This window comes from Polaribacter sp. KT25b, from assembly GCF_900105145.1.
GTDB lineage: Bacteria > Bacteroidota > Bacteroidia > Flavobacteriales > Flavobacteriaceae > Polaribacter.
The window spans coordinates 1,222,271-1,244,478 of record NZ_LT629752.1 but is presented as its reverse complement, the minus strand read 5'-3'; the positions used below and the strand labels follow the sequence as shown (position 1 = coordinate 1,244,478).

Below are 22,208 nucleotides of genomic sequence, written 5' to 3'. Positions count from 1 at the left end.
TTACATCAATTTATAAAAGTTAAAAAACTATAAAATATTTTACCAAAACATAAAACGCCATGTTTAGACTTCTTACTATAGAATTTCATAAATTAAAATACAATAAAGCCAGTAAAGTGTTATCAATTATTTACTTTGGCTTGCTAACGTCAATCGCATTAATTGCTGCTATAAAGTTTGAATTCGGGGATTTTAAATTGCATTTAGCAGAAGCTGGAATTTTCAATTTTCCTTATATATGGCACTTTAACACCTATATTGCTGCCATTTTAAAATTCTTTTTATTGTTAGTAATTGTTTCCATGATGTCTAACGAATATAGTTACAAAACCTTAAAACAAAATTTAATTGATGGTTTAAGTAAAAAGGAATTTATCTTATCAAAATTTTACACTGTAATTACTTTTGCTTTAATTTCTACAATTTTTGTTTTCGTAGTTTCTTTAGTTCTAGGTTTAGTTTATTCTGATTATAATGAATTAGCAATTATTTTTTCTGATTTAGATTATTTATTAGCATTTTTTATAAAATTAGTTGGCTTTTTCTCTTTTGGATTATTCTTAGGAATTCTTGTAAAACGTTCTGCTTTTGCTGTTGGAGCAATGTTTATTTGGTTAATTGCAGAAAGTATGTTTAAAGGCTATTTATATTGGGTTTTTAAAGATGCAGAAAACACAGGAGATAAAGTAGATGGAGTTATGCAATTTTTACCTCTAGAATCTATGACTAATTTAATAAAAGAACCTTTTTCTAGATTAGGCGCAGTAAGATCTGCAGCCAATACAATGGGTGAAACTTTTACTAAAAGTTATGCGGTAGAATTCTCAACTATTTTAATCGTTTCTTTTTGGACTTTTATCTTTATTTACCTGTCTTACGCTTTGTTAAAAAAGAGAGATTTGTAATACTTTTTAAATATATTTGATGTTTTTATAATAAACATTAATAAATGAGAAAAATATTACTCTTTTTACCACTAATCTTTACATTAAATATATTTTCTCAAAAAGAAGCTAATTTTTGGTATTTTGGTGCAAATGCAGCATTAGATTTTAATTCTGGCCAACCTGTTCCTGTTGATGGAAGCCTTTTAAATACTGTTGAAGGTTGTTCTTCTTTTTCTAATGCAGATGGAGAATTATTATTTTATGTTGGTGCACCTTCCCCAACCACTAACAACCTAACAATTTGGAACAGAAATAATGAACCAATGCAAAACGGAGTTAGCATTCAAGGTGATGCTTCAAGCTCTCAAGCAGCATTAACAATTCCGGCGCCTGGTAACCCAAATTTATATTACCTTTTTGTTGTTGGTGCCGCATCTAGCGGAAATCAAGGTTTTTGGTATTATACAATTGATATGACCAAAAATAATAATTTAGGTGATGTAGTTAGTGGACCAAGAGATTTATCTGATGGTCTTATTGATTTTTGGTCTGAAAAAGTTACAGCAGTTAGAGGAAAAAACTGCAATGAATATTGGGTAATTTCTTTAGTTAGTAACACCTTTTATTCTTATAAAGTAAATAGTTCTGGGGTAGATTATAATAATCCTATTAAAAGTAATATTAGTAACTTTTTCAATAATGATTCTAGAGGATATTTAAAAGTTTCACCAAATGGCACAAAAATAGTTGCTGCAAATATGTCTGCAGGTTCTTTTTTATTAGACTTTAATGATGAAACAGGTATTGTAAGTAATATTAAAAAGCTAAATGTAGATGGTGATGGATATGGAGTAGAATTTTCAAGAAATAGTGAAAGAGTATATATATCTACAGGTCAAGTTTCTAATTCAATAGAAAACTTATTTCAATTTGATTTAACACAACCTTCAATAGATGCAATAAATGATTCAAGATATTTAGTTCATTCATATAATAATGCAAGAGGCGCCTTACAACTAGGGCCAGATGGTAAAATATATTGGACAAGTAATGGTTCTGAAAGAATAAATGTTATTAAAAACCCTAACGAATTAGGTGCTAATTGTGATTATTCTCATAGATCTGTTTTAATTACAACTCCTGGTTCTGGAGTAACTGCAAGTCAAGGTTTACCTCCTTTTATTTCCTCTTTATTATTACCTGTAAAAGTTACAGAAACTTCTAGCGGCAATAGTATAAACGACGAAATATTACAATTATGTACAGGACAAAATAAAGAAATAACATCAGAAAAAATTGTGGGTTCTGAAATTACTTATGAATGGAGTTTTATAAAAGACACTAACTCAACCATAATTTCTACCGAACCAAATTTACAACTAACAAATATTAATTTGGAAGATACAGGTAACTACACTCTTACTGTTAAATTAAAAGATGAATGCGATAATTTTACACAATATACAGCATCATTTCAAATAGAAGTTTTTGAATCTCTAACTGCAAATAAACCAAATGATATAAATTTTTGTGATTCTGATAATGATGGTTTTAATGAGTTTGATTTAGAAACTACAATAAATTCACAAGTTTTAAATGGACAAAATGCTTTAATATCAAATATATCTTATTACAATTCTTTTGAAAATGCTATAGATTTAGTAAACCCTATAACTTTACCTTATAAAAACCCTACAGCTTTTAGTAAAGAAACAATTTATGTTAGAATTCATAATAATCAAGCAATTAACACCTGTTTTGAAATTACAAATTTCGAATTGAATGTTTACGGAGAACCAATTATCCAGGATCCTACAGAGTATAGAGTTTGCGACAACACATCAATAGGTACAGATACAGACGGAATTGTTAATGATTTTATTTTATCAAATAAAAATTCAGAAATTCTTGGCAGCTTAGATCCAACAAAATACAGTATTTCTTATCACACAACACTTAACGGTGCTCAAACTAGTTCTTTAATAGATGTTATAGATAAAACAACCAATTACACAAATATAAAAGCAAATTCACAACCTATTTTTGTTCGTGTAGAAAACAATAGTAGCTCTACTTGTTTTAATGCTAGTAAAAGTTTTAATTTAGAAATAAGTCCGTTGCCAATTATCAATAGTAAAGTAGAATTAAAACAATGCGATAATGATACAGATGGTTTTTCTAACTTTAATCTTTACCAAGCTGCAACAAGTATATCAACAGATTATCAAAATGAATCCTTTACTTTCTACCCTACTTTAGCCGATGCGAATGCAGGTTCAAATGCATATTCTATTGATGAAACTACAACTTTTAGAAATAGAACTCAAAATACAGACACAGTTTGGGCACGTGCTAAAACTTCTTTTGGTTGTTACAGAATTTCAGAAGTTTTATTAACAGTTTCTACTACAGGAATCCCAGAAACATTTCAATATTCTTTTACTGAATGTGATGATTTCTTAGATTCTGATGGAAATTATACTATTTCAAATTCTGATACTGATGGAATTACAAATTTCGATTTTAGTTCTGTTAATGAAGAAGTAATTAAATTATTTCCTATTGGTCAGCAGATCACTATAACTTATTACAGAAATGAATCAGACGCATTAGCAGAAAAAGATCCAATTATAAATACAAGTAAATACAGAAATATCGGGTATTCAACTACTCAAAAAATATTTATTCGTGTAGATAGTGATTTAAACAATGATTGTTTAGGACTAGGACCTCACATAACCCTAAATGTAGATACCGTTCCTAAGGCAAACTCAGTACAAAATCTTGAAGAATGTGATAATATTAAAGATGGTAGTACTTCAAACGGAATTGTACAAAACTTTAATTTAGAAAGCCAAACTGCAACAATTTTAGGAACTCAAAATCCAGCAGATTTTACAGTTACATATCATGATTCTGCCGCAAATGCAAATTCTGGAAACGATCCTCTTTCATCTCCTTTTACAAATTCTGTAAGAGATTTACAAACCATTTATGTTAGAGTCACAAACAACTCAACTAGCTGTTTTACAGACCACATAACCTTTAATTTAATTGTAAATCCTTTACCAATTGCCAATTTTGTAGACGATTTAAACGTTTGTGATAATGATATAGATAATTCTGCTAGAAATGGATTTTCTAGTAGTATTGATTTAGAAAGTCAAACCTCAGGAATTTTAGGAACTCAAGATCCAAAAATTTATTCTGTAACGTATCACAATTCACTTGCAGAAGCACAAAATGGAAATTCACCTTTAGTTTCACCATATACTAATTTAACACCTTATCGAGAAACAATTTATGTACGTGTTTATAATGCTGATGCACAATGTGCAAATGGAATTTCTAATTTTGATGTAATTGTAAATCCGGAACCAACTTTCGAAACAATTTCTAATCTTTCTGAATGTGATAATAATGATGATTTTGATGATGCAAATAACATTATTCAAACCATCGATTTAGACGGGAAAATTCCTGAAATTTTAGGCGCTTCTCAAGATCCAGATGATTTTAATGTAACTTTTCATTCATCAAAAGCAAATGCAACATCTGGAAATTTGCCAATTTCATCTCCTTACGAAAACTCATCAGCAACAGAAACAATTTATGTTCGCATACAAAACAAAAAAACTGGCTGTATAAATGATGATGCCTTTTTTGATGTAATTGTAAATCCATTACCAGATTTTACGGTAACAACTCCGCAAATTTTGTGTTTAAACAATTTACCACTTAATATTTTTGTAGAAAATCAGAAAGGTACTTACGAATATGTTTGGAAATATCAAAACGGAGATACTGTTAGCACAGAAGACAATGTTAATATTTCCGTTGCGGGAACTTACACTGTAACTGCTACAACTACTAACGGAACTTTCTGTTCTAGAACAGAAACAATTGTTATAAACGAATCAAATATTGCAACTTTAGAAAATAGTTTTATCACCATTATTGATGAATCTAATAATATTGGTAGCGAAAGCAATTTATCTATAGCAATTAACACAATTGACAATGATTTAGGTCCTGGTGATTATCAATTTGCAATTGAAAACACAGATGAAAATACGAGAATTCCTTTTGCTGGTTTTCAAGACGATCCTCTTTTTGAAAACCTAGAAGGCGGAATTTATAAAATAATTGTAAACGATAAAAACGGATGCTCTCCAGACACAACTTTGTTAGTTTCTGTAATTCAGTTTCCAAAATTCTTTACGCCAAATGCTGACGGAGATAATGACACTTGGATTGTAAGAGGTGTAAACAAAACTTTTTATCCAACTAGCAGCATCAATATTTTTAACAGGTTTGGAAAATTAGTAGCTCAGTTACCAATTGACAGCCAAAGTTGGGACGGAACTTATGGAGGAAAAACGCTTTCTTCGGATGATTACTGGTTTAATGTTACGCTAATTCCTGCGGATACAACAAAACCAACCATCAACAAAAAAGGACATTTTTCTTTAATCAGAAAGTAAAAACACGCTTTTAAATCATAAATAAATACGGATACTTTTTTAGAAAGTATCCGTATTTTTGTAAAATGGAATTTAAGTTAGAATCAAAATTTTCTCCAACAGGAGATCAACCAGAAGCAATAAAACAACTTAAAGAAGGAGTTTTATCGGGCGAGAAATTTCAAACATTATTAGGTGTAACAGGGTCAGGAAAAACTTTTACAGTAGCAAATCTTGTTAAAGAAGTAAATAAACCAACCTTAGTTTTAGCACACAATAAAACGTTGGCTGCTCAACTTTACTCAGAATTCAAGCAATTTTTTCCTAAAAATGCAGTAGAATATTTTGTTTCTTACTATGATTATTATCAACCAGAAGCATACATCCCTGTTACAGGAACTTATATAGAAAAAGATTTATCTATTAATGATGATATTGAACGATTACGAATTAGAGCAACCTCTTCTCTACTTTCTGGCAGAAGAGATGTTTTAATTGTTGCATCCGTTTCTTGTTTATACGGAATTGGAAATCCCGTAGAATTCAAGAAAAATGTAATTCCTATTGAAGTAAATCAGCAAATTGCAAGAACAAAATTTTTACATCAATTAGTGCAAAGTTTGTACTCTAGAACCGAAGTAGAAATTAAAAGCGGAACCTTTAAAGTAAAAGGAGATGTCGTTACTATTTATCCATCTTATGGAGACTACGGCTATAGAGTTCACTTTTTTGGAGATGAAATTGAAGAAATAGAATCTTTCGATTTAGAAAACAATACAGTTATCGAAAGCTTTAATGAACTTACTATTTATCCTGCAAATTTGTTTGTAACTTCTCCGGATGTTTTACAAAATGCCATTCATCAAATTCAAGAAGATATGATGAAACAGGTAGATTATTTTAAAGAAATTGGCAAACATTTAGAAGCAAAACGTTTAAAAGAAAGAACTGAATTCGATCTTGAAATGATTCGTGAATTAGGTTATTGTTCTGGTATTGAAAATTATTCTCGTTATTTAGACGGTCGTCAACCAGGTACAAGACCATTCTGTTTATTAGACTATTTTCCTGATGATTATTTAATGGTTATTGATGAAAGCCATGTAACAGTTCCGCAAACTCATGCAATGTATGGTGGCGACAGAAGTAGAAAAGAAAACTTGGTAGAATATGGTTTTCGTTTACCTGCTGCTATGGACAATCGTCCTTTAAAGTTTGATGAATTTGAAGCAATACAAAATCAAACTATTTTTGTTTCTGCAACTCCAGCAGATTACGAATTGCAAAAAACAGAAGGCGTTTTTGTAGAGCAAATTATTAGACCAACAGGATTATTAGATCCAATAATTGAAATTAGACCAAGTTTAAATCAAATTGATGATTTAATTGAAGAAATTCAAATTAGAGTAGAAAAAGACGAACGAACTTTAGTGACGACTTTAACCAAAAGAATGGCAGAAGAGTTAACTAAATATTTAGCAAGAGTAGATATTCGTTGTCGTTATATTCATTCTGATGTTGATACTTTAGAACGCGTAGAAATTATGCAAGATTTGCGTAAAGGTTTGTTTGATGTTTTAATTGGAGTAAACCTTTTAAGAGAAGGTTTAGATTTACCAGAAGTTTCTTTGGTTGCAATTTTAGATGCTGATAAAGAAGGTTTTTTAAGAAGTCACCGCTCAATTACTCAAACAGTTGGTAGAGCTGCAAGAAATGTAAATGGTTTGGCAATTTTATATGCTGATAAAATGACGAACAGCATGCAAAAAACCATCGACGAAACAGAACGTAGAAGAGAAAAACAAATAGCTTATAATACAAAAAACAACATTACACCTACTCAAATCAATAAAAAAATTGATGATACTTTATCTAGAAGCGCCGTTTCTAGTTATCATTACGACAATGCAAAACAAATTGCAGCAGAGCAAGATTTACAATATTTACCTAAAGAAGAAATTGAAAAACGTATAAGAGACAAACGTAAACAAATGGAAGCTGCAGCTAAAGATTTAGATTTTATTGTAGCAGCAAAACTGCGAGATGAAATTACTACTTTAAAAGAAAGTTTGTAAGTTTTTAATTATAAATAATACTAAACTAATTACATAAACCAGATCAATAGCAAGTGCATAAAGAACATAAAATCTAAAAAAACATGAAATTTAACAGCATTATAGAAACCATAGGTAACACACCAACAGTAAAATTATCTAAATTATTTCCGAATGCAAATGTTTGGATAAAACTAGAAAAATCAAATCCTGGAGGAAGCATTAAAGATCGAATTGCCTTAGCAATGATAGAAGATGCAGAACAAAAAAAACTAATTACTAAAGATACAGAAATTATTGAACCTACTTCTGGAAATACAGGTATTGGTTTAGCAATGATTGCTGCTATAAAAGGATATAAATTAACATTAGTAATGCCAGAATCTATGTCTGTAGAACGAAGAGCATTAATGACAGCTTATGGCGCAAATATTGTTTTAACTCCAAAAGAATTAGGCTTAGGTGGCACAATAGCAAAAGCAAATGAAATGGTGGCTAAAAATAAAAATGCTTGGATGCCTTCTCAATTTACAAACCCTGCTAACCCGGCAATACATCGTAAAACCACAGCTTTAGAAGTAATAAATGATTTCCCAGAAGGATTAGATTATTTAATTACAGGTGTTGGTACTGGTGGTCATATTACAGGAATGACAGAAGTTTTAAAAGAAAAATATCCTTCTTTAAAAGTATTTGCTGTAGAGCCTAATGATTCTGCAGTAATTTCTGGAGACAAATCAGGACCTCATCCTTTGCAAGGTATTGGACCAGGCTTTATTCCCGAAACTTTTAATATTAAAATTATAGACGGGGCAATCAGAATTACAAAAGAAGAAGCTTTTTCTGAAGTTAAAAACATAGCAAAATCCGAAGGTATTTTAGTTGGTATTTCTACAGGTGCATCTTTAGCTGCTGTTAGAAAACAATTGCAAACTTTAAAAGGAGATGAAACTATCTTAACCATAAATTATGACACTGGTGAACGTTACATTTCTATTGAAGGATTATTGTCATAAAAATTTAGGTAATAGTATTGATTAAAATTTCTAATCTATTTCTATAACTAACTCCTAATAAACAAACTTAAGCAAGAGCTACAATAAAGTTTATAACTTTTATTGTAGCTCTTTTAACATCAAATATTAATCTATAAGCGACATAACTTGATTCAATTTATTGCCATAAATAATAAAAATTAAACTAGTTAATACCACAACAAATGTTTATATAACTTTTTTAAATAAGTACTTTTTACATGTTAATCAAGTGCTAAAAATTTTAATAAAACCTATATAACTTGACCAAGGGCAACCATTTTTGTAAATTTGCACAATGAATGTAAGCAATCAAAAACTACATAACTTTAGAATATTTATTTTTATTGATTTCAAAAATCAAATTAAAAAAAATCTCTCCACGTAAACATTTACCATAAATTGCTTTTTAAATTTTTAGTTTAAAAATTTAGACACTTTAATTAGAACATCTTTTTACAAGTTACATATTTAAATACTAATTATAAATAAATAACTTAGTAACAAAAGATATACATCTAAAAAAAATTCAATAATATTTAATAATAAAAAAAATGAAAATACTAGTAATTGGCGCAGGAAATATGGGGTTAACATATGCCCAAGGAATGTCTAAATCAAGATTATTAAAGAAAAAAAATATCATGGTTTTAGATAATTCAGTAGAAAAACAAGAAGCGTTAAATGAAATCTCACACTTTGATGCTTTTAAAGAACTAGAAGACTGCGTACCTAAAGCAGATATTATATTTATTGCGGTAAAACCATATCATGCAGAAAATCTATTTAAAGCCTTAAAACCATACACAAAACCAGGTCAAGTAATTGTATCTATTATGGCTGGTGTTCATATTGAGAACATTAAAAAATATTCTGGTTTAACAAAAATAGTTAGAGCAATGCCAAATCTACCTGCTCAAATTGGTAAAGGCCTAACCTCTTATGTAACATCAGAAGAAGTTTCTAGAATAGAAAAGCTAACAGTAGAAAGCTTGTTAGATACTACAGGAAAATCTATGGAAGTAAGCAACGAGAAATTAATTGATGCTTCTACAGGTATTTCTGGAAGCGGACCAGCTTATGTTTTTTACTTTATGCAAAGTATGATGGAAGCTGCGTTAAAAATGGGCTTTTCTAAAAATGATTCTACTGTTCTCGTAAGTCAAACTTTTATTGGTGCTGTAGAACTTTTTAATCAATCTAATTTATCACCAAATTCTTGGATGGAAAAAGTAGCATCTAAAGGTGGTACAACTCGTGCTGCTTTAGATTCTATGCAAGATAATAATGTAAATGAATTAATTAAAGAAGCCGCTTTTGCAGCGTTTAACAGAGCCATAGAACTTGGTAAAGAAAACTAGCAATAATTTTATTCTATATTATATTTTCTAATCAACAATAAAGTTAATTTATAATTTAAATTATAACATTTAGAAAATAAGCTAGTAAGTATACTAACCGTTTTATGTGTGTTTCAATGCACAATGGCACAAACCGATAATTTACAATGGTTAGACCTTCAATTATCTAACTATCAATATCCGTATAATGTTTCTTCTTTGGATTTAAAAATATTACCGCACCAACACTTTTAATTATTGGTACAAGAGATAGAACAGCACTTGGCAAGCCACTTGTTTCTGATGAAGTTAGAAAGACCATGGGACTTTATAATGAGTTAGGGAAACGAACTCAAAAAGAAATTCTAAATGCACAACTAGTAGAATTAAAAAATGTAGGTCATTTACCTCACATAGAAAAATTTGATAGTTTTATTAAACCATTAATTAAGTTTATTAAAGAATAAATATCATTTTAATATTTCTGTTTCTTAATTGCTAAGTTTAGTACTAAATGAGTTTTCAAAATAGTAATTTTGTAGCAATTTAAAAGATATCCTAAAAGCAGTAATTTTTATACATTTTGTACAAAAATTACTGCTTTTTACTGATATAAAAAATAGTAGTATTCAAAAAAATAACTTTTATGATTAATTTTATCCTCATATTTTAATTGATTCCTTGATTACACTTATTTATTAATAAATTGCTTTGGCAATTTTTATAAGCAGTTTTGTTTTCAAAATAAAGAAATAAATTTTACAGAAGTAAAAGACTTAACATCCTATTAAAACACACTTAAAACTTTCCATTTAAGCTAACAATTTAAAAGTTAATGGTGATAAAATTCAAGAAATAAAAAAAATAAAAAAACGCCTTACCAAAGTAAGACGTCTCTCTATACATAATAAACTAAAAATTAAGAAGCTTCTAAAACCTCTTGTACTTTATCTGCAGCTTCTTGAAATTCTGTAGCAGAAATAATTTCCATACCAGAATTATCAATTAATTCTTTTGCCTCTTTAGCATTTGTACCTTGTAATCTACAAATAATTGGCACATTAATTTTGTCTCCCATACTTACGTAGGCATCCACAACACCTTGTGCAACTCTATCGCAACGTACAATACCTCCAAAAATATTTACTAAAATTGCTTTTACAGCTGGGTCTTTTAAAATAATTCCAAAAGCAGTTTCAACTCTTGCAGCATCAGCAGTACCACCAACATCTAAAAAGTTAGCAGGTTCTCCTCCAGATTCTTTAATTAAATCCATAGTACCCATTGCTAAACCAGCACCATTAACCATACAACCAACATTACCGTCTAAATCTACATAGTTTAAACCAGCAGCTTTTGCTTCAACTTCAATTGGGTTTTCTTCACGTAAATCGCGCATTGCTGCATAATCTTTATGTCTAAATAATGCATTTTCATCTAAAGAAACTTTAGCATCAACTGCCATAATTTTATCATCAGAAGTTTTTAACACAGGATTAATTTCAAACATAGAAGAGTCTGAACCAATGTAAGCTCTATATAAATTAGTAACAAATTTTGTCATTTCTTTAAAAGCTGCACCAGATAAACCTAAGTTAAAAGCTATTTTACGCGCTTGAAAAGGCATGATACCTAATAAAGGATCAATTTCTTCTGTAAAAATTAAATGCGGAGTTTCTTCTGCAACAGTTTCAATATCCATTCCACCTTCTGTAGAATACATAATCATATTTTTACCAGTTGCTCTGTTTAAAAGTACAGATATATAATATTCATCTGGCTCAGAAGCTCCAGGATAATATACATCCTCACAAATTAAAACTTGGTTTACTTTTTTACCTTCAGCAGAAGTTTGTGGTGTAATTAACATCATACCAATAATCTCATCAGAGATTCTTTCTACATCTGCTAAGTTTTTTGCCAACTTAACTCCTCCTCCTTTTCCTCGTCCACCTGCATGAACTTGAGCTTTAACAACGTGCCAACCTGTTCCTGTTTCTTCGGTTAACTGTTTTGCTGCTTCTACAGCTTCTTTAGCATTACTTGCTACAATTCCTCTTTGAATTCTAACGCCAAAGCTGCTTAAAATTTCTTTTCCTTGATATTCATGTAAATTCATCTGTATCCCATTTAAAAACGCTCAAAAATACAAATTCAAAGGCAAAAGTTATACATTATTTAATAAAATAATTAGAAACACAAAACATGTTGCGCTTTCCTTAATTATTATAGGATTAAAAATACTTATGTTTTGTAAAAAAAATCTTTTTAAGAAATAATTAACATACCCAATCTGTAACACTTTAAATTTTGAAGTGTCTTTACCTATGTAGATACATTATTTTTTGATTTTTAAAAGTAATATAATAAATTTCAAGAATTTGTTTTTACACTAACAATCAACCAAAACAAAATGATAAAAAAGTTAGTATTACTAGTCTTAGTTGCTGCATTTTCAATTAAAATATCGGCACAAAACAATCAAAATAGAAAAAAAATTAAAGCTACAAGAGTCACTAAAACTCCTAAAATAGATGGAATTTTAAATGATGATGCATGGAAAAATGCAGAAATAATGACAGACTTTGTAGAATTAAGACCAGATAATGGAAAAATTGTTTCTGACGAATATCAAACAGTTGTAAAAGTTATGTATGATGATGATGCAATTTATATTTCTGGTCAAATGAATGACCCAGATCCAGCAGGAATTCCTAAAGAATTTGCAGTAAGAGATAATTTTAGCATTGCAGATTTCTTATTGGTAACAATAAACCCAAATGACGATGGTCAAAATCCTTTTGAATTTTTAGTTCAAGTTACAGGAAATCAAGGTGACGCAAAAGTATCTAACGGAAATGAAGATTTTAACTGGAGTGCAGTTTGGGAAAGTGCTGTTTCTACAGATGATAAAGGCTGGAATGTTGAAATGAAAATTCCTTACCGTGCTTTGCGTTTTGCAAATAGACCTATACAATCTTGGGGATTTAACTTTCACAGAAGACTTGAAAAACTAAATGCACAACATACTTGGACGCATATTGACAATTCGGTTGGAAGATGGACACAATATGATGGTTTAATTGAAGATTTTAAAGACATTAAACCACCAACAAGATTAAATTTCTATCCATATGCATCTGCAACTACAACATCTTATGAAGGAAAAACAGATTCTGACTGGAGTGTTGGAATGGACATTAAATACGGTTTAACAGATAATTTTACACTAGACGCAACTTTAATTCCTGATTTTAGTCAAGTAGGTTTTGATGATGTTGAACTAAATTTAGGTCCGTTTGAACAACAATTTACAGAACAAAGACAATTTTTTACAGAAGGAACAGAACTTTTTTCCATTGGTAATCTTTTTTATTCTAGAAGAATTGGTGGCTCACCAATAGATCAATTTAATGTTTCTGAATCTTTAGCTGCAGATGAAGAAATAATCGATTACCCAGGCAAAGTAAATATGTTGAATGCCGTTAAAATTTCTGGAAGAACAAAAGGCGGATTAGGAATTGGTTTTTTTAATGCAATTACAGAAACCACAAATGCAACCATCAAAAATAATTCTACAGGAGAAACTAGAGAAGAAGTTATTAATCCTTTTACAAATTATAACATTTTAGTATTAGATCAACAATTTAATCAAAATTCAACTATTTCTCTTATAAATACAAATGTTACTCGAGACGGAGGTTTTAGAGACGCCAATGTTACGGCATTAGATTGGCATTTAGAAACAAAAGACAGTAAATACAATGCAGATGGATCTGTAAGAATGAGTAACATTTCTGATGATATTTACAATCCAAATACTGGTTATACTTTTGATAATAGCTTTGGATATAATTCTGGACATTGGAATTGGGAAATTGGTTACAATTTTGAAAACAAAGATTTTAATCCTAATGATTTTGGAATACTTTTTAGCAACAATCAACAAACAATTTATAATAGTGCTGGTTGGCGAACTTTACAATCAACAAAAAGATTTAACTATACATATTTCAATTTTTATCAGCAATTAAATTTTCAGCATTATTCTGGAACTTACACTGGCTATAATGCTGGTTTTGGTTATGATGCACAAACTAAAAGTCGTTTTTCTTATGGTGCAAATTTAAATTACGGAACAGAAGAAAAAGATTTTTTTGAACCAAGACAAGGCTCTACAAGCGGAATCTATTTTTTACAACCAGAAAATAAAAATGTAAATTTCTATATTTCTACAAATTCTCAAAAGAAACTTGAATTAAATGTAGACGGTTACTACACAGGTTACAGTAACAATCCAAAAACTGGGTATGGTTTTAGTTTTGCTCCTAGATATCGATTTACAAATCAGCTTTCTTTAAGATATAATTTAAATTTTAACAAAACTAATAGCGACCAAGGATATGTGGATAAAGTTGATACCAACATTATTTTTGGTATGAGAGATCGTAAAAGCTACACAAATACCATTTCTGGTAGTTACAGTTTTAGCACTAAATCTTCATTATCTTTAAGTTTTAGACATTATTGGAGTTCTGCTAAATATAATAATTATTACAATTTAAACAGCGATGGAGAATTAGATATTAACAACTCATACACAGGCGATAACGTAAACTTTAATAGCTGGAATTTAGACTTAAATTACATCTGGCAATTTGCACCAGGAAGTCAGTTAATTGCGTTTTATAGAAATTCAATTTTTAATTCTGATACAAATTCTAATTTAAATTTTAAAGACAACTTAGACAATTTGTTTGATCAATCTCAAAGTCATACTTTTTCTGTAAGATTTGTGTATTTTATAGATTATAATAAAATAAAAAATATCTTTTAATACACAATAATTATAATATAAACGGATATACTTTACAAAGTATATCCGTTTTTTTATACTTTAGTGCCAGATAAATTTCTTATGATTACTACAAAAAATATCCATAAATATTATGGCGAAGTTCAGGTTTTAAAAGGACTGGATTTACACATTAAAAAAGGTGAAATTGTAGCTATTGTTGGTCCTTCTGGAGCAGGAAAAACAACTTTGCTACAAATTTTAGGTACTTTAGATAAACCTTTAAAAGAACAAGATTTCGAATTATCTATCAATAATATTTCTCTAAAAGATCTTTCTGATAAAGAATTGTCAAATTTTAGAAACAATCAAATTGGTTTTATCTTTCAATTTCATCAATTATTACCAGAATTTTCTGCCTTAGAAAACGTTTGTATTCCTGCATTTATCGGAAAAAAATCTAAAAAAGAAGCAGAAACGAGAGCAAAAGAGCTTTTAGAATTTTTAGGATTATCACACAGAATTCATCATAAACCCAATGAACTTTCTGGTGGAGAACAACAAAGAGTTGCCGTTGCAAGAGCATTGATAAACAACCCTTCTGTTATTTTGGCTGATGAACCTAGTGGAAACCTTGACAGTGAATCTGCTAAAAACTTACATGAATTATTTTTTAAATTACGCGATGAATTTGGCCAAACCTTCGTATTAGTAACTCATAATGAAGAATTAGCAAACATGGCAGATAGAAAACTAACAATGATTGATGGTAAAATAATTTAATACAATTTGAAGAAACTCACTCTCTTTTTACTTATAATTATTACACTCACCTCTTGTGCAACAATCTTAAATGGAAAGAAAACTGTAGTCAAAATTTCTGCAGATAAAGAGAGTAAAATTGTATTTGAAAAAGACACTATATCTATCAATAAAAAAGAAATAATTATATACCCTAATCGCTCTAAAAAGCCTTTAAAAATTATAGTTTTAAAAGATAGTTTAAGTCAAGATTTTTATTTTAATCGAAAATTATCAAGTCTATTTGCTCTTAATGTATTAAATAATTATGGAATTGGAATACTTGTAGACTTAACAAATAACAAACGTTTTACTTATAGACATAATTTACATTTTATTACAGATACAATTTCGAATAAAATACTATTAAGTAATAAAAAAGTAACTGTTTTACCTAAAAATAGTTTTCTTCTTTACACCTCTCCTCTACAATTTTTAGACTTGTTTTCTATACCAATGTTTACATTAGGTACTGAATACTTTATTAAAAATAATATTAGTTTAAGTGCAGAATTTGGGTATAAAATCAAAAATGCAACATCAAGCTATGAACATACTTCATACTTAAAAGACAATGCATTTACATATCGATTTGAAACAAAACTCTACAACGTTATAAACTTAACAAACAATGTACATTTAAACGAATATGTATCTCTAGAGTTTCGTAAAATTAAGAGTCAGTATAATGATTACATAGATTATACAGAAATAAATAATTCTGACATAGAGAATTACATTACAGATGATTTTGGCACGAAAAAAGATGTAACAATTATTAATTTAAAATATGGTCTTTTGGTTCCTTTGGGAGAAAGATTCTATTTTGATTTTTATTCAGGGTTTGGAATAAGAATTAAAAAATTTAACCATATAAATCTAGAATATAATAAGTCTATCCATCATATTAATTTTTCTGATTCTTTATCTTTATTTGATTTTAGAGAATTTAAAAGTTATGATAAAAAATCCTTCTTAAATTATTCATTAGGTTTTAAATTCGGAATCAAACTATAGAAAAATGAAAAAATCAGAACTCAAAGAATTTTTAGATGAAAAAGTAATTTTATACAATAATCCTAAATTTATTGAGTCTGATCCAATTCAAATTCCACATCAATTTTCTAAAAAAGAAGACATTGAAATCGCTGCATTTTTAACGGCTACAATTTCCTGGGGAAATAGAACAATGATTATTAAAAACGCCTTTAAAATGATGGAATTGCTAGACAATTCACCTCATGATTTTGTTTTAAACCATAAAGAAAAAGATTTAGAAGCATTTCAAAATTTTGTACATAGAACTTTTAATTATATCGATTTTAAACAGTTTATAAAATCACTACAAAACATTTACCAAAATCATGGCTGATTAGAAAATACACTTTCAATTAAAGACAATTCTACTAATTACCAAACAGCAATTCATCAATTTAAAAACATCTTTTTTGAGATTGAGCATCAACAAAGAACTCAAAAACATGTTTCTGACCCATTAAAAAATTCGGCTGCGAAACGTATAAATATGTTTTTACGATGGATGGTTAGAGACGACAAAACTGGTGTAGATTTTGGAATTTGGCAATCTCACAATCCAGCAAATTTATCTTGTCCTTTAGATGTACATTCTGGCAATGTGGCAAGAAAATTAAAACTGCTTTAAGAACACAAAACGATTGGAAAGCACTTTCTGAATTAGATAAAAACTTACGAAAATTAGACAAAAAAGATCCTGTAAAATATGATTTTGCTTTATTTGGATTAGGAGTTTTTGAGAAATTTTAGGGAAAATTTAATTTCCAAAAGTAAAAAAACTAGACAAAAAATAATGCTTTTTAAAATTTTTATTTGAAAATTTAATTAAAAATTTCTAAAGATTAGACACCTATTTACAAAGTTAATTCTATAAAAATTCCCTATTTTTGAATCAAATAGAAATACCATAAATGCAATTTAAAAACCCAGAAGTATTATACTTTTTAGCATTACTAATTATCCCTATTTTGGTGCATCTTTTTCAACTACAAAAGTTTGTAAAAGTGCCATTTACAAATGTTGCTTTTTTACAAAAATTAGTACAAGAAACACGTAAGAGTTCTCGCATAAAAAAGTGGTTAATTTTATGTGCAAGATTACTTTTATTTTCAGCGATAATTTTTGCTTTTTCGCAACCCTATTTAAGTCAAAAAAACACAACTCAAGATCAACATACCTTCATCTATTTAGACAATTCATTAAGTACAAATACAGAAGGAGAAAAAGGGAATTTACTACAAATATCAGCACAAGAAATTATAGAAAATGCCTCAAAAAAAGACATCTATTCTTTGCAAACAAATGATCATTTTTACAAAAATATTCCATATTCAGAATTAAAAAATGAGCTACTAAAAGTAAAAAATACATCAAAAAAATTAGCATTTAGCAATATTTTATTAAAAATAAGCAACACCAAAGAAAATAAAACAAACACTTCACATAAAAACATATTAATATCTGATTTTCAGAATAATTACAATTACAAGTTTACAAATGTAACACCTACTTTTTCAGCAATAAAACTAGAAGCTAGCACAAAAAATAATATTTCTATAGACAGCGTTTTTATAAGTAATAGAAACACCAATAATTTTACTGTTAATGTAGTTATTAAAAATCAAGGGAAAGAAAAAAACAACGTTCCTATTGCAATTTTTAACGGCACAAAACTAATCAGTAAACAGTCCTACTCTATTAAAAAGGACAGCAAAGAAATTGTACCTTTTGTTATTCAAAATCAAGCTGATTTTTTAGGCAAAATACACACAACTTTTAGCGACACTTTCTCATTTGATAATACTTTTTATTTTAGTTTAAATTCTACTAAAAAAATAAACATTTTAAGCATCGGAAATGAGGCTAATTTCTTATCAAAAATCTACACAGAAGATGAGTTTAATTTCACTCAAACTTCTTTGCAAAATGTGAATTATAATTCCATTCAAAAACAACAATTAATCATCTTAAATGAACTAGAAAAAATACCCGAAACTTTATCAAAAAGCATTTTAGATTTTTGTAATAAAGGAGGTAATATTGTAATCATCCCGAATGAGAATTCTGAAATTAAAACCTATAATAATTTTCTAGAAAAAATTTCAAGCTCAAAAATTTCTTCCAAAATTTCTGACACTTTAAAAATTACAACTATAAATTATGAGCATCCATTATTTAAAAATGTGTTCCAAAATAAAGTAAGTAATTTTCAATATCCAAACACGCAAAGTCACTTCCCTATTGTATCAAAAAATAGTAGTAAAATTGTTTCTTTTGAAAATAATTCATCTTTTATAAGTCAGATTAAAAACACCAATAACAACAAAATTTATTTATTTTCTAGTGCCATAAATAAGAACAATAGCAACTTTCTAAACTCACCTTTAATTGTGCCCGTTTTTTATAATTTTGGAAAAATGAGCTTTCAACAGTCAAAATTATATTACTATTTAGACGATGAAAATAAAATTGATATTGAAACAAGTTTAGATAAAGATGAAATTTTAAACATTTCAAATTTAGAATCCTCATTTATTCCCGAGCAACAAACATCTCAAAACAAAGTAAGTATTTTCACTAAAGAGCAACCTTATAATACAGGTTTTTATTATATCCTAAGAAAAAAAGACACGATTCAAACACTCGCATTTAATACTCCTAAAGAAGAAAGTTTATTAAATTTTATAAACTTAAATTCCTTAGAAGAAAATAACAGCAAAATCAGTTTTTCTACTTCTATTTCTGATGTTTTTAACGATTTGAATAAAAATAATAAAGTTCATTGGCTTTGGAAATGGTTTTTATCGTTGGCAATTGTATCTTTGCTTTTAGAAATTTTGATTTTAAAATTCTATAAACCATGAGTACGCTTCTTAAAAACGCAACTATTATAGATGCAAACAGTCCTTATCACAACCAAAAAAAGGATATTTTAATTAGTGATGGAAAGCTTGAAAAAATAGCCAATTCTATTCCACAAAAAGATAATTATACTGTTATAGATCTTGAAAACTTGCATGTTTCTTCTGGCTGGTTTGATACAAGTGTTTCACTTGGAGAACCTGGTTTTGAAGAAAGAGAAACCATAAAACATGGTTTACAGGTTGCAGCAAAAAGCGGGTTTACATCAATTGCTGTTAATGCAAACACAGATCCTGTAATTGATTCTAAATCTGATGTTGAATTTTTAATCAGTAAAGCTTTTAATTCACCTACAAAATTGTATCCTATTGCTGCTTTAACAAAAGAAAGTAAAGGTGTAGAAATTTCTGAAATGTACGACATGCAACAATCTGGAGCGATTGCTTTTGGAGATTACAACAAACCAATTGAGAATGATAATTTGATGAAAATTGCACTTTTATACGCGCAAAATTTTGATGGTTTGGTTTTAAGTTTTCCTAAAAATAATTCAATTGCTGGAGACGGAATTGCAAATGAAGGAATTAACAGCACAAAATTAGGACTTAAAGGAAATCCTGCTTTAGCTGAACATATTCAAATTGCAAGAGATTTATTTTTACTAGAATATACTGGAGGAAAATTACACATTCCAACAATTTCTACAGCTAAATCGATGAACTTAATAAAAGAAGCAAAAAAGAAAGGTTTAAAAGTAACTTGTAGTGCATCTGTACATCATTTAACTTTAACAGATTATGAATTACACAGCTTTGACAGTAACTTTAAAACAAACCCACCTTTAAGAACAAAAGACGACGTAAAAGCTTTACAAAAAGGTGTTGAAACAGGAGTGATTGACATCATTACTTCTGACCACAACCCAATAGATATTGAACATAAAAAAGTAGAATTTAGCGAAGCAAAAGAAGGTACTATTGGATTAGAATCTGCATTTGGGGCTGTAAATTCAATTTTAGATTTAGAAGATTTAATCAACTGTTTTACAACAAAACCAAAAACAATTTTCGGAATTGAAAACCATTCAATTCAAGAAGGAAATATTGCAGATATTACACTTTTCAATCCAGAAACTGAAACTATTTTTACTCACAAAAACATTTTATCAACTTCTAAAAACAGTGCTTTTATCAACAAAAAACTAAAAGGAGAAGTATATGGTATTTTTGCCAATAATCAATTAACATTAAATAAATAACAATGGAAAACTATACTGTAAAAGAAGGTAAAACAGCTGCAATTATTAGTTATTTTACTATTTTAGGTACCATTATTGCTTTTTTTATGAATAGTAATAAAAAGAATTCATTTACAAGTTTTCACATCAGACAAATGATAGGAATTTTTCTACTATCAATGATTAACAAATATATTATTTATGATTTTTTAGGAAATACCGTAGGTTATGTGGTGTTCTTATTTATTGTTGTACTTTGGGTTATTGGTTTTATTGGCGTTTTAAAAGGCGAAGAAAAACTAGTGCCTTTTGTTGGTCAACAATTTCAAACTTGGTTTCAAAACATATAAATTACCAAAATTAACTATGAGCTTAGATTACATTTCAAGAGAACCAAAAATAAAAACAGAAAATCCACCATTATTAATTTTATTACATGGTTACGGAAGCAATAAAGAAGATTTATTTTCTTTTGCTGAAGAATTACCAGACGAATTATTAATTATAAGTGCACAAGCGCCTTATGAAATGGGGTATGGAGGTTACGCTTGGTTTTCTATTAATATGGATTCTGCAAAAGGTAAATTTTATGATATTGATGAAGCAAAACAATCTGTAGATAAAATTGCTATTTTTATTGATGAAATAAAAGAAAAATACAAGACAAATCCTGATAAAACATTTTTACTAGGTTTTAGCCAAGGTGCAAGTTTAAGTTATGCTATAAGTTTTTTATATCCAAATAAAGTACAAAATGTAATTGCTTTAAGTGGATTTATAGTTACCGAAATGTTACCAAAATCTATTAGTAAAGATATTACTACCAAATATTATTCTTCTCATGGTTCTGTAGACCAAGTAATACCTGTAGAATGGGCAAGAAAAAGCAAACCTTTCTTAGATAAATTAGGTTTAGAAAACGTGTACTCAGAATACCCTGTTGGACATGGAGTTGCTCCTCAAAATTTTTATAGTTTTAAAACTTGGATTGAAGAAAACTTATAAATAATATCTTTTTATTTTATAAAAGATGAATTTAGAAACTATAAAATATTTAGCTTACGAGAAAGAACTTCCACAAGCAGGAAAACATATAATTGGTCAAACAAGAAACAATAATATAATAGTTTACCAAGCTTTTAATCTAAATATCTCAAAATGGGCCATCGAAAATCAAAAATTTGGTGGTAGCCATTATAAGTTTTCTAGAATGTCTTGGATAAAGCCTAATTTTCTTTGGATGATGTATAGAGCCGGATGGGCAAAAAAAGAACATCAACAAAAAATCTTAGCGATAGAAATTTCTAAAAGTAATTTTGAAGTTTTATTAGAAGAAGCTGTTCATTCTGACTTTAAGGAAGAAATTTACGTAACAAAAGAAAATTGGAAATCTCAATTAGCAAAATCTAAAGTAAGATTACAATGGGATCCTGATCATGGTCCTGATGGAGAAAAGTTAGAAAGACGAGCTATTCAAATTGGTATTAAAGGGGATTTACTTGAGAAATTTGGAAAAGAATGGATAATTTCAATTGAAGATATTACAGCATTTGCTCACGAACAAAAAACAATACTAGATTCTAAAAAACGAGAAAATCTACATGTTATAAAAGAGCAACCTATTATTATTGAAAACAAAAATATTATTGACAAGCTACAATTAAGTAAACTATAATAAAAAGGATAAATTAAATCAAAAA

General features: G+C 28.6%; 14 protein-coding genes and 2 pseudogenes. 15 read left to right on the top strand and 1 reads right to left on the bottom strand.

Translation table 11 applies throughout. The features are described 5' to 3' along the window. Positions 1–59 precede the first annotated feature (59 nt). The 6 genes and pseudogenes from BLT70_RS05220 to BLT70_RS05195 form a co-directional block, all read left to right on the top strand. Positions 60–905: an ABC transporter permease gene (locus BLT70_RS05220; RefSeq protein WP_091892336.1), complete on the top strand. Its 846-nt coding sequence runs from the start codon at positions 60–62 to the stop codon at positions 903–905. 44 nt (positions 906–949) lie between these two features. Further along, positions 950–5,371: a T9SS type B sorting domain-containing protein gene (locus BLT70_RS05215; RefSeq protein ID WP_091892333.1), complete on the top strand. Its 4,422-nt coding sequence runs from the start codon at positions 950–952 to the stop codon at positions 5,369–5,371. Positions 5,372–5,436: 65 nt separating this feature from the next. Continuing rightward, positions 5,437–7,425, top strand: coding sequence for an excinuclease ABC subunit UvrB (gene uvrB / locus BLT70_RS05210; protein WP_091892332.1), 1,989 nt, complete (start codon positions 5,437–5,439; stop codon positions 7,423–7,425). An 83-nt stretch (positions 7,426–7,508) separates the two neighbouring features. Continuing rightward, positions 7,509–8,420: a cysteine synthase A gene (gene cysK / locus BLT70_RS05205; protein WP_091892330.1), complete on the top strand. Its 912-nt coding sequence runs from the start codon at positions 7,509–7,511 to the stop codon at positions 8,418–8,420. Between the two features lie 572 nt (positions 8,421–8,992). After that, positions 8,993–9,799: a pyrroline-5-carboxylate reductase gene (gene proC / locus BLT70_RS05200; protein WP_091892328.1), complete on the top strand. Its 807-nt coding sequence runs from the start codon at positions 8,993–8,995 to the stop codon at positions 9,797–9,799. Positions 9,800–10,002: 203 nt separating this feature from the next. Further along, positions 10,003–10,245 (top strand): annotated as a pseudogene (locus BLT70_RS05195) (alpha/beta fold hydrolase); the annotation flags it as partial. Positions 10,246–10,697: 452 nt separating this feature from the next. Here the strand turns inward: BLT70_RS05195 and sucC are convergent. Continuing rightward, positions 10,698–11,897, bottom strand: a complete 1,200-nt coding sequence (gene sucC / locus BLT70_RS05190; protein ID WP_091892325.1) for an ADP-forming succinate--CoA ligase subunit beta — start codon at positions 11,895–11,897, stop codon at positions 10,698–10,700. Positions 11,898–12,191: 294 nt separating this feature from the next. Here sucC and BLT70_RS05185 point away from each other — a divergent pair, with 294 nt between their 5' ends. The 9 genes and pseudogenes from BLT70_RS05185 (at position 12,192) to BLT70_RS05145 (ending at position 22,183) form a co-directional block, all read left to right on the top strand. After that, the gene (locus BLT70_RS05185; protein ID WP_091892323.1) at positions 12,192–14,615 is read left to right on the top strand and encodes a DUF5916 domain-containing protein; all 2,424 of its coding nucleotides are present in this window, start codon (positions 12,192–12,194) and stop codon (positions 14,613–14,615) included. An 81-nt stretch (positions 14,616–14,696) separates the two neighbouring features. Beyond that, positions 14,697–15,356, top strand: coding sequence for an ABC transporter ATP-binding protein (locus tag BLT70_RS05180; protein ID WP_091892321.1), 660 nt, complete (start codon positions 14,697–14,699; stop codon positions 15,354–15,356). A 6-nt stretch (positions 15,357–15,362) separates the two neighbouring features. Beyond that, complete coding sequence (locus tag BLT70_RS05175) at positions 15,363–16,391, top strand: hypothetical protein (protein WP_091892319.1); 1,029 nt, start codon at positions 15,363–15,365, stop codon at positions 16,389–16,391. A 4-nt stretch (positions 16,392–16,395) separates the two neighbouring features. After that, a pseudogene (locus BLT70_RS05170) lies at positions 16,396–17,159 on the top strand (TIGR02757 family protein). A 161-nt stretch (positions 17,160–17,320) separates the two neighbouring features. Continuing rightward, positions 17,321–19,273 carry a BatA domain-containing protein gene (locus tag BLT70_RS05165; protein ID WP_091892317.1) on the top strand — a complete coding sequence of 651 codons (1,953 nt, stop codon included), beginning with the start codon at positions 17,321–17,323 and terminating at the stop codon, positions 19,271–19,273. Then, the gene (locus BLT70_RS05160) at positions 19,270–20,529 is read left to right on the top strand and encodes a dihydroorotase family protein (protein WP_091892315.1); all 1,260 of its coding nucleotides are present in this window, start codon (positions 19,270–19,272) and stop codon (positions 20,527–20,529) included. The genes BLT70_RS05165 and BLT70_RS05160 overlap by 4 nt, the downstream gene beginning before the upstream one ends. Before the next feature lie 2 nt (positions 20,530–20,531). Next, positions 20,532–20,858: a hypothetical protein gene (locus BLT70_RS05155; RefSeq protein WP_091892313.1), complete on the top strand. Its 327-nt coding sequence runs from the start codon at positions 20,532–20,534 to the stop codon at positions 20,856–20,858. A 16-nt stretch (positions 20,859–20,874) separates the two neighbouring features. Further along, complete coding sequence (locus BLT70_RS05150) at positions 20,875–21,513, top strand: alpha/beta hydrolase (protein ID WP_091892311.1); 639 nt, start codon at positions 20,875–20,877, stop codon at positions 21,511–21,513. Between the two features lie 25 nt (positions 21,514–21,538). Then, positions 21,539–22,183: a DUF4291 domain-containing protein gene (locus BLT70_RS05145; protein ID WP_091892310.1), complete on the top strand. Its 645-nt coding sequence runs from the start codon at positions 21,539–21,541 to the stop codon at positions 22,181–22,183. The last annotated feature ends 25 nt before the right edge of the window (positions 22,184–22,208 follow it).